Genomic DNA, 9,733 nt, shown 5'->3' on the forward strand with positions numbered 1-9,733 from the left:
CTCTAGGTGGAGTGAGTCCCATGCACTTTGAACTAATCAACTAAACCCCTGTGTCTACTTTTTAGGGGCCATATCAATCTCGAATCTCGAATCTCGAATCTAGCTTTTTGGCTTTCTAATTACCCAACCAATCACCAAGCTGAGCATCGCCCAGATATACAGTGGCCAAGTACCTACTGTGTGATAAGGCGTTTGACCATCCGTTGAAATGAGTTCAGCTTTTAATACTGCTGTTTCAAACTGAGGCACTTGTTTGATGATGTTGCCTTTGTAATCGGTAACTGCCGTCACACCATTGTTGGTCGAGCGAATAACCGGCTTACCAAGCTCCAGAGCACGCATCTGTGCAATTTCCATATGTTGCAGAGGGCCAATCGAACGACCAAACCACGCATCGTTAGAGAGCGTTAAAATAAAGTCAGTCTCGTCGGTTACGTTCTGTCTAACTTGATCATTAAAGACTATCTCATAACACAACGCAGGCGCTAAGTGACGACCATTTGCCACTATGTTGGGTTGAACAAAATCGCCACGGCTGAATGATGACATTGGCAAGTTAAAGAAAGGTGCTAATGGGCGCAAGATATCTTCAAACGGCACAAACTCACCAAACGGCAATAGGTGATGTTTATGGTAGCGTTCGTCTGGATCGTAGCTGTATTCACCGTATGGATTCACACCGAGAGAAAGAATACTGTTGTAGTATTTCTTATCTTCAGACTGATTAAGCACACCAGTGATGATCGAGCTGTCATTCATCTTCGCTGCGCTATCTAAGTTACGTAGGAAAGAAGGAATCTCTACCTCAAACGCAGGGATAGCGGCTTCAGGCCAGATGATGATATCCGCGTCCCAATTTTCTCTGCTTAAATCGGTGTACTTCATCATGGTCGGCCAGCGATGACTCGGCAGCCATTTGCTATCTTGATCGACATTACCTTGAATCAATACCACTGATGTTGTTTTTTCAGGGTTAGGCGTGACCCAATCGATATTTCGAATACCAAAACCTGCGCTAAATACGACGGCGGGAATGATAGCGATACTCCAGGCCCGGTTAACAATCGCATAAGCGAATGCAGAGGCTGAAACAATGATCACTAGAGTAATTAACTCGACACCGCCAATCGGTGCAAATGACCCCAATGGCGAATCGATTTGGCTGTAGCCAAGCCAAAGCCAAGGGAAGCCCGTCATTACCCAGCCACGCAGCCAATCACTGATTAACCACAATGCAGGAGCTGCAAGGAAAAATCGGCTTAGATTATTGGCAGGGAAGAACTTGTTCAAACTCCAGGCAAATAGGCCGGAATAAACCGCTAGGTAGCCAATGAGCAGTGCCATCAAAAACAGGTTGGCTGCCAGTGGCATGCCGCCAAAGTGATCGATGCTGACGTATACCCAACTGATACCTGTGGTGAATTGACCTAAACCCCATGCGTAGCCAATCCAAAGCGCACTTTTAGGAGAGCGGTTGTGGATCAGTAACAGCAACAAAGCTGGGCTGAGAATAGCAAGAGGCCATATAGAGTATGGAGCGAATGAAAGGGTGGTTATAGCGCCAACAAAAACGGCCGCAAGCGGCCGTAATAGGCGATGAATAAATGTCTTAGTCATCTAATTTCTGTCATCTCTTTAGAGAGAAGTTGTTATTCTTCGATAGTCGGAAGAGGCTGTTCGTCAGGAATGGTTACCTGTAGCTGAATCACACGACGGTTATCTGCTGATGTTATTTTGAAATGGTAGTTTTCGATTTCTACAATTTCGCCACGAACCGGCAGGTGACCGAGTGCTGTCATAACCATGCCGCCTACCGTATCCACTTCATCGTCACTAAAGGCAGTGTTAAACGTATCGTTGAACTCTTCAATAGTGGTTAAAGCTTTTACAGAGAAGGTATGCTTACTCAGCTTACGAATATCTAGCTCTTCTTCATCGTCGAACTCGTCTTCAATTTCACCAACGATTTCTTCGAGGATATCTTCAATGGTTACCAGGCCAGAAACTCCGCCAAACTCATCGACAACGATAGACATGTGGTAACGCTCTTCTTGGAATTCCTTAAGCAGGCGATCAACTCGCTTACTTTCAGGAACAACCACGACAGGGCGAATCACTTGTTCGATATCAAATGGGGCACTTTCTGAACCCAAATACTTAAGTAGGTCCTTCGCTAATAGAATGCCTTCAACATGGTCTTTATCTTCACTGATCACTGGGTAGCGAGAGTGTTGAGCATCAGTAATGAGCGCAATCAATGTATCTAGATCATCGGTGCGTTCAACTGTAACCATTTGAGAGCGAGGCAGCATGATATCGCGTACTCGCATCTCTGAAATTTCCATAACACCCTCGAGCATGTCGCGTGTGTCGTGGTCAATTAGGTCATTAATTTCTGAGTCGCGGATTACATCTACGAGCTCTTGGCGATCTTTTACTTCACCTTGAAATAGTTGGCCTAGGCGTTCAAAGAAGGACTTTCTACTCGGACCTTCAGATTTTTTACTTCCCTCAGAAGTGGGGGGGTTACCTTCGTTCATGATTTCTCAAAAAATAACGCTATCAGAAGTGTGATAGCACACGTTACAACTCAGATTCCTGCGAAAATCACAGGTTCGATGAGTTATTGTTTCTCTGCAACCTACTTAACTAGAATCAATTTACTTTTCTAGAATGTAAGGGTCTTCAAACCCCATAGATTGCATGATTTCTGTTTCGAGTGACTCCATCTCTTCAGCTTCATCATCTTCGATATGATCATAACCTAGCAGATGCAGACTGCCATGTACAACCATATGAGCCCAGTGTGCTAGCAGAGGCTTACTTTGCTCTTCTGCTTCTTTTTCGACAACTTGGCGGCAGATAATGAGGTCGCCCAGTAGATCTAACTCGATCCCTGGAGGAGCCTCGAATGGAAAAGACAACACGTTAGTTGGCTTGTCTTTTCCACGATATTCATGATTGAGCTGGTGGCTTTCTTGCGTATCAACGATACGAACCGTCAACTCAGCATTCTCTTGAAACTGAGGAATGGTCTTGTCCAACCAAAGCTGAATATCTTGCTCAGTTGGAAGACCTTGCTCATTTTCGACCGCTAATTGCAGGTCTAGTTCAATAGACATCTATTTATCACCTTGTTCTGCAATTACAGAGCTATTTTGTGTTGCTAATTGTGTCGTAACTGCCTGCTGAGCCTCAAGAAGTTTGGCTTCACGCTCTTCACGTTTACGCTTTTCAAACTCTTTGCGCTCTTTCTGGTCTTTTGCTTCCCACTTCTCGTATGCGTTGACGATACGGGCAACCACAGGGTGACGAACGACGTCTTCAGACATGAAGAAGTTGAAGCTAATGTCATCGACTTCATTGAGCACTTCAGTCGCATGGCGTAATCCGGATTTTGCACCACGAGGTAAATCGATTTGCGTAATATCACCTGTGATCACAGCTCGTGAGTTAAAACCGATACGGGTTAAGAACATCTTCATCTGTTCTACCGTGGTGTTTTGGCTCTCATCAAGAATGATAAACGCATCATTCAATGTACGACCACGCATGTAAGCCAGTGGCGCAACTTCAATTACGTTACGTTCAATCAGCTTCTCAACTCGCTCAAAGCCAAGCATCTCAAACAGTGCATCGTAAAGTGGACGTAAATATGGGTCTACTTTCTGGCTTAAATCACCCGGTAGGAAACCAAGCTTCTCACCGGCTTCAACAGCAGGGCGAGTCAGTAGGATTCGGCGAACCTCTTGGCGTTCAAGTGCATCAACTGCTGCCGCAACGGCTAAATAGGTTTTACCTGTACCTGCTGGTCCAATACCAAAGGTGATGTCATGAGTCACCATGTTCATTAGGTACTGTGCTTGGTTTGGCGTTCGAGGTTTGATAACGCCTTTTTTAGTCTTAATGGTCACTTCTTTGCCGTAGTCAATTTCAGACTCGACGTGTTGCTCCAAAATGCCAGATTCGGTGATCGCCAGATGTATTTGCTCTGGTTCGATATCGATTATGTTGCCTTTAACTGGAGCCGTTTCAACATAGAGGTGTTTGATGATGTCTAAAGCTGCGGCTGTAGTATGAGGCTTACCGACAATCGTGAAAAAGTTGCTACGGTAATTAATCTCAACGCCCAGACGACGCTCAAGGTGCTTGATGTTGTCGTCAAATGGACCGCATAAACTTGCCAAGCGCTTGTTGTCAGCTGGCTCTAGATTTATCTCTAAGGTAACGATTTTATTGCTCAAATTAGCCTCTCATTTTGTGCCACTCACTCTTAAATAAAACAAAGAGCAAAAAGCCCGATTTAGACCGGGCTTCTGATGGTGATGTCCCTATTTCTAAGATGGTCACTTAGTTAGGTAATTTCAAGCTTTGTGTTTGCGCTTTGTGCTCAAACAGTTGTATTGCCTATGGCGTAAATGTTGCTACACCTAGCTCGTCTTCACGTTTTGTTTTTTCCATCATTTCTGCTGGAGTCATAACAACGCGTAGACCCATGTCTTTTTCTGTGCGAACTAGCTCACCACGTAGTGAGTTGGTGTAAACCTCAGTGATCTTCACATCTACGAATTGACCGATTAGGTCTGCAGAACCTTCGAAGTTCACAACACGGCTGTTTTCTGTACGGCCGCGAAGTTCCATTAGGTTCTTTCTTGATGGGCCTTCAACAAGGATACGTTGCTCTGTGCCTAACATTAGACGAGAGAAACGCATAGCTTGTGTGTTTACCGTTTGTTGCAGCTCGTATAGACGATCTTTCTTCTCTTGTGCTGGTACATCACATGGGTAATCTGCCGCTGGCGTACCTGGGCGAGGAGAGAAAACAAAGCTGAAGCTCATATCGAAATCAACTTCTTTAATTAGCTTCATTGTATCTTGGAAGTCTTGCTTAGACTCACCAGGGAAACCAACAATAAAGTCAGAGCTGATTTGAATGTCAGGACGAGCTTTACGCAGTTTACGGATAATAGATTTGTACTCGATAGCCGTATGCGGACGCTTCATCATCGTAAGAATACGGTCACTACCACTTTGTACTGGTAGGTGAAGGAAGCTCACTAGTTCTGGTGTATCTTTGTAAACTTCAATGATGTCGTCACCAAACTCAAGCGGGTGGCTTGTTGTGAAACGAATACGGTCGATACCATCGATAGAAGCAACAAGACGAAGCAGTTCTGCGAATGAACAGATATCACCTTCGTGAGTTGGACCGCGGTATGCGTTTACGTTCTGACCCAGCAGGTTAACTTCACGTACGCCTTGCTCTGCAAGTTGAGCAACTTCGAACAGTACATCATCCATTGGACGGCTAACTTCTTCACCACGTGTGTATGGTACAACGCAGTAAGTACAGTATTTAGAACAGCCTTCCATGATAGAAACGAACGCCGTCGCGCCTTCAGCTTTTGGCTCTGGTAGGTTATCGAACTTTTCGATCTCTGGGAAAGAGATGTCCATTACTGGCTTTTCGTTAGACAGTGATGATTTAATCATCTCTGGCAAACGGTGCAATGTTTGTGGGCCAAAGATAACGTCTACGTATGGTGCACGTTGACGAATGTGATCACCTTCTTGAGTTGCTACACAGCCACCCACACCGATCACCACACCTTCTTTTTTATCTTTAAGCGTTTTCCAACGACCAAGCTGGTGGAATACTTTTTCTTGCGCTTTTTCGCGGATAGAACAAGTATTCAATAGTAGTACGTCTGCTTCCTCAGGTACTTCAGTTAGCTCATAGCCATTTGCAGCGTTAAGCAGGTCGGCCATTTTTGATGAATCATATTCATTCATCTGACAGCCCCAAGTTTTAATTAGCAGTTTCTTACTCATTATATGTTCGCTCGATCGTTAGTTTAATTTAAGGGAGCAAATCGCCCATTATTCATCCGCTAGCCCCGTTTGTCATAATTCGGTATTCAATTTTATGACAGGCTCTAGCGGCAAGCGGCGTATTGTACTGGTTTCAAAACCGACTGACTAGTAGTCTGAACAAATCTCTTATGTAGTGGTTTTTATTATCGTTAACACCATATGCCATAAGGGATAACCCTTTTTTCGAATAAGGTTTTTGGTTACAAGTTAGTTATGAAAAAGTACAATCAAAAACAGTCAAAGAATCAAACTGATAAGTACAAAATATGAACAGTTACGATATTGTAGTAGTCGGTGGCGGCATGGTTGGCGCGGCAACAGCAATCGGTTTTGCAAAGCAAGGTCTGAGTGTTGCGGTGATCGAAGGTTTTGCCCCACAAGCTTTTGATGAGTCGCAAGCGATGGACATTCGTGTGTCAGCGATTTCTCAAGCATCGGTCGATTTGCTTGAAGATCTTGGCGCATGGCAAAGTATTGCAGCAATGCGAGTGTGTTCTTATAAGCGTTTAGAGACGTGGGAGCACCCAGAGTGTCGTACTCGTTTTGATGCTGCGTCATTAGATTTGCCTCGTTTAGGCTACATTGTTGAAAACCGACTCATTCAATTGGGTTTATGGTCTCAGTTTGATGCTTATGACAATTTAGAACTGTTGTGCCCTGAAAAGCTCGATGTGATTGAGTTTGGTGAAACCAATATCGTTAAGCTTCAATCTGGTGCTCAGTTATCGGCTAAATGGGTGATTGGTGCAGATGGCGCTAATTCCGCTGTTCGTCAGCAAGCTGGCATTGGTATTACTGCTTGGGATTACCGACAGCACTGTATGCTTATCAATGTAGAAACAGAACAACCTCAGCAAGATATTACTTGGCAGCAATTTCTACCAAGTGGTCCTCGTTCATTCTTGCCTTTGTGTTCTCTAACCTCTGACGGTCAAGAAGTCGGGCAGGGCTCGTTAGTTTGGTATGATTCTCCGCTGCGTATTAAGCAACTGTCAGCAATGACTCCTGAAAAACTACGAAATGAAGTACTTACTCACTTTCCTAAAGAGTTAGGTGATATCAAAGTCTTGAATTCGGGTTCTTTTCCTCTGACACGACGTCATGCTCAATCATACTCGAAGAATAACTGTATTTTAGTCGGGGATTCTGCGCATACGATCAACCCTTTGGCTGGGCAGGGTGTTAACTTAGGCTTCAAAGATGTATCAGTACTGCTGGATGTCACCAAAGAAAAGGGTGAATTGAACCAGTCTGTAGCAAGACGCTATGAAGTGATAAGAAGAGGCGACAACATAATGATGCAGAGTGGCATGGATTTCTTCTACAAGACATTCAGCAACGACATTGGTCCGCTCAAGTTTGTACGTAATGCCGCACTAAAACTCGCAGAGAACTCTGGGCCGATTAAAACTCAAGTCTTGAAATACGCCTTGGGTCTTTAATTTTCACTAGTTCCGGTTATTTATATAGAAAAGGAGAGCAGATGCTCTCCTTTTTGTATGGTGTTGAATTCTGTAACTACTGCGTAACGCGAACCGGTGCATCGATCTCTAAAGAGTACCCGGTATAAACCAAAGATCCGTCTTCATTATCTCGCTTGAATGAGGTGATGTTGTTGGAGTGCTGGTTGGCAGCGATAAGCCATTTCCCATCGTTCGTTATATGGAAGTCTCTTGGGAATTTACCTTCAGTGTCGTAGCTATCAATGAAAGTCAGCTTTTGAGTCTCAGAATCGACTTTGAAGCTGCTGATTCTTGATTGATGTCGACATGACACATAAAGGAATTGCTCATCAGGGGATAGCTTAATCGCAGCTGCGGCTTCTCCCTTCTCCATATTAGGCAATGCATCAACTTCATCCACTATATTCCAAATACCTAAAACCTTTTCCAAAATCAGTAACGTTTCAGAGAGTTCACAGACCACATAGGCTCTGTCTTCAGCGTTGTTAAAAATTAAATGACGAGGTCCATTGCCGGCGGGCACCTTAATAGACTGCATTGGCTCATCAAGGAACTCTTCTTGTTCTTCATCAAAGCAATAGAAGTTGATGCGATCGGTGCCGAGAACGACGGTCACAAACTGTGGTGAGTTTTGTAGGAACAGACATTGATGAGCGTGTGGGCTAGTTTGTCTCTCTTTGTTTGGCCCGGAACCAACCATCTTGATTGTTTTGAGTCGCTTATCGATGCTGCCATTGATACTTAAGCTAAAAATATCGAATGTGCCTGATGAGTATTGCGACGTGATAGCAAACTTATTGTGTGGATCTATTGCGACGTGACAAGGGTGATCTCCCGAGATGAGGCTCGTATTGGGCGTTAGCTGTGAATCAACACTAGGTATATGAATGAGCTGGGGCTGTTTTTGCTGGTCAACTTCCGATGCAGTATAGATCCCAGTTTTTGTTACAGTAACAAAAGAGGGGTTAGTACATTTGATGATTAGCTCTAGAGGTAATAGTTTTCCTGTTTCTAGATCTAACTGAGTTTGATAAACACCTTGGCTTTTACTTGGCGTATCCGTGTAGCAACCGATCGTTAAGGGGAGGGTTTTCATAGGCTAGTCATACTCAATTAGAAAATGGAGCTGACATTGTCTTATAAAATCGTATTAAAAGTGAGGTTATAGAAGAGAATACTTGGTGACTTGGCTAGCAGATTTGCATATTCCAGATAAAACAAAACCCAGCTAAAAAGCTGGGTTTTATTTAATGATGGTGCGGTCGGAGAGACTTGAACTCTCACACCTCTCGGCGCCAGAACCTAAATCTGGTGCGTCTACCAATTCCGCCACGACCGCAGCAAATCTTTATAGTTATATCGACATTGGTGGTTCGAAATAACGTTGTCTTCTTGTTTCAAAGAAAAAGTGGTGGCTACTGCGGGATTTGAACCTGCGACCCCATCATTATGAGTGATGTGCTCTAACCAACTGAGCTAAGTAGCCATAATAAATCTGATAGACTCATTATTAAATAATGGTGCGGTCGGAGAGACTTGAACTCTCACACCTCTCGGCGCCAGAACCTAAATCTGGTGCGTCTACCAATTCCGCCACGACCGCAGCAAATCTTTATAGTCATATCGAATATTGGTGCTTCAATAAGACGTTGTATAAGTGGTGGCTACTGCGGGATTTGAACCTGCGACCCCATCATTATGAGTGATGTGCTCTAACCAACTGAGCTAAGTAGCCATAATGAATCTAATAGATTCATTATTAAATAATGGTGCGGTCGGAGAGACTTGAACTCTCACACCTCTCGGCGCCAGAACCTAAATCTGGTGCGTCTACCAATTCCGCCACGACCGCAGCAAATCTTTGTAGTTATATCGACATTGGTGATTCGATGTAACGTTGTGCTCTTAGTTAACGACTTAAGTAATTAAACAAAGAGTTTAAATAGTGGCTGGGCTACCTGGATTCGAACCAGGGAATGCTGGCATCAAAAGCCAGTGCCTTACCGCTTGGCGATAGCCCAACAATGATATCATTTAAGATATCTAAATAATGGTGCGGTCGGAGAGACTTGAACTCTCACACCTCTCGGCGCCAGAACCTAAATCTGGTGCGTCTACCAATTCCGCCACGACCGCAGCAAAGCTTTTACTCTAGCGAAGAGTATAGTTAAGAAGACTTATGGTTTGTCTAAGTAACGTTGTAATGGCTGGGCTACCTGGATTCGAACCAGGGAATGCTGGCATCAAAAGCCAGTGCCTTACCGCTTGGCGATAGCCCAACAGGATATCAATTAAGACATCTAAATAATGGTGCGGTCGGAGAGACTTGAACTCTCACACCTCTCGGCGCCAGAACCTAAATCTGGTGCGTCTACCAATTCCGCCACGACCGCAGC

General features: G+C 44.3%; 7 protein-coding genes and 9 tRNA genes. 1 reads left to right on the plus strand and 15 read right to left on the minus strand.

Going from position 1 to position 9,733, the window contains the following annotated elements; all coding sequences use genetic code 11:
• Positions 1-99: 99 nt before the first annotated feature.
• The 5 genes from lnt to miaB all read right to left on the minus strand — a co-directional run bounded on the left by lnt (position 100) and on the right by miaB (position 5,832).
• Positions 100-1,617, minus strand: coding sequence for an apolipoprotein N-acyltransferase (lnt, locus tag IQQ51_RS25635; protein ID WP_050633689.1), 1,518 nt, complete (start codon positions 1,615-1,617; stop codon positions 100-102).
• A 32-nt stretch (positions 1,618-1,649) separates the two neighbouring features.
• A complete protein-coding gene (gene corC, locus IQQ51_RS25640) occupies positions 1,650-2,540 on the minus strand; it encodes a CNNM family magnesium/cobalt transport protein CorC (protein WP_012603382.1) in 891 nt (296 codons plus the stop codon).
• Between the two features lie 120 nt (positions 2,541-2,660).
• Positions 2,661-3,122: an rRNA maturation RNase YbeY gene (gene ybeY, locus IQQ51_RS25645; RefSeq protein ID WP_012603383.1), complete on the minus strand. Its 462-nt coding sequence runs from the start codon at positions 3,120-3,122 to the stop codon at positions 2,661-2,663.
• On the minus strand, positions 3,123-4,244 hold the full coding sequence (locus tag IQQ51_RS25650) for a PhoH family protein (protein ID WP_048607945.1): 1,122 nt from the start codon (positions 4,242-4,244) through the stop codon (positions 3,123-3,125).
• A 163-nt stretch (positions 4,245-4,407) separates the two neighbouring features.
• Positions 4,408-5,832 (minus strand): tRNA (N6-isopentenyl adenosine(37)-C2)-methylthiotransferase MiaB, encoded by a 1,425-nt coding sequence (gene miaB / locus IQQ51_RS25655; protein WP_012603385.1) that lies wholly within the window; start codon positions 5,830-5,832, stop codon positions 4,408-4,410.
• A 308-nt stretch (positions 5,833-6,140) separates the two neighbouring features.
• Here miaB and IQQ51_RS25660 point away from each other — a divergent pair, with 308 nt between their 5' ends.
• On the plus strand, positions 6,141-7,316 hold the full coding sequence (locus IQQ51_RS25660; RefSeq protein ID WP_193842495.1) for a 2-octaprenyl-3-methyl-6-methoxy-1,4-benzoquinol hydroxylase: 1,176 nt from the start codon (positions 6,141-6,143) through the stop codon (positions 7,314-7,316).
• A 76-nt stretch (positions 7,317-7,392) separates the two neighbouring features.
• On the opposite strand, the gene IQQ51_RS25665 is transcribed toward IQQ51_RS25660, so the two are convergent.
• The 10 genes from IQQ51_RS25665 to IQQ51_RS25710 form a co-directional block, all read right to left on the minus strand.
• On the minus strand, positions 7,393-8,433 hold the full coding sequence (locus tag IQQ51_RS25665; protein WP_193842496.1) for a lactonase family protein: 1,041 nt from the start codon (positions 8,431-8,433) through the stop codon (positions 7,393-7,395).
• A gap of 158 nt (positions 8,434-8,591) precedes the next feature.
• Positions 8,592-8,676, minus strand: a tRNA-Leu gene (locus IQQ51_RS25670).
• Positions 8,677-8,746: 70 nt separating this feature from the next.
• Positions 8,747-8,823, minus strand: a tRNA-Met gene (locus tag IQQ51_RS25675).
• A 32-nt stretch (positions 8,824-8,855) separates the two neighbouring features.
• Positions 8,856-8,940, minus strand: a tRNA-Leu gene (locus tag IQQ51_RS25680).
• Positions 8,941-8,995: 55 nt separating this feature from the next.
• Positions 8,996-9,072: transfer RNA gene (locus IQQ51_RS25685), tRNA-Met, on the minus strand.
• Between the two features lie 32 nt (positions 9,073-9,104).
• A tRNA-Leu gene (locus tag IQQ51_RS25690) sits at positions 9,105-9,189 on the minus strand.
• Positions 9,190-9,283: 94 nt separating this feature from the next.
• A tRNA-Gln gene (locus IQQ51_RS25695) sits at positions 9,284-9,358 on the minus strand.
• Positions 9,359-9,388: 30 nt separating this feature from the next.
• Positions 9,389-9,473: transfer RNA gene (locus tag IQQ51_RS25700), tRNA-Leu, on the minus strand.
• Positions 9,474-9,541: 68 nt separating this feature from the next.
• Positions 9,542-9,616 (minus strand) — tRNA-Gln (locus IQQ51_RS25705).
• 29 nt (positions 9,617-9,645) lie between these two features.
• Positions 9,646-9,730: transfer RNA gene (locus IQQ51_RS25710), tRNA-Leu, on the minus strand.
• Positions 9,731-9,733 lie beyond the last annotated feature (3 nt).

It is taken from the genome of Vibrio sp. OPT18 (assembly GCF_015163615.1).
Classification (GTDB): Bacteria; Pseudomonadota; Gammaproteobacteria; order Enterobacterales; family Vibrionaceae; genus Vibrio; species Vibrio coralliirubri.

Excerpts from the sequence above, each read along its gene's own strand:
- lnt (WP_050633689.1), bottom strand. The coding sequence starts at position 1,617 with ATGACTAAGACATTTATTCATCGCCTATTACGGCCGCTTGCGGCCGTT.
- corC (WP_012603382.1), bottom strand. The coding sequence starts at position 2,540 with ATGAACGAAGGTAACCCCCCCACTTCTGAGGGAAGTAAAAAATCTGAA.
- ybeY (WP_012603383.1), bottom strand. The coding sequence starts at position 3,122 with ATGTCTATTGAACTAGACCTGCAATTAGCGGTCGAAAATGAGCAAGGT.
- miaB (WP_012603385.1), bottom strand. The coding sequence starts at position 5,832 with ATGAGTAAGAAACTGCTAATTAAAACTTGGGGCTGTCAGATGAATGAA.
- IQQ51_RS25660 (WP_193842495.1), top strand. The coding sequence starts at position 6,141 with ATGAACAGTTACGATATTGTAGTAGTCGGTGGCGGCATGGTTGGCGCG.
- IQQ51_RS25665 (WP_193842496.1), bottom strand. The coding sequence starts at position 8,433 with ATGAAAACCCTCCCCTTAACGATCGGTTGCTACACGGATACGCCAAGT.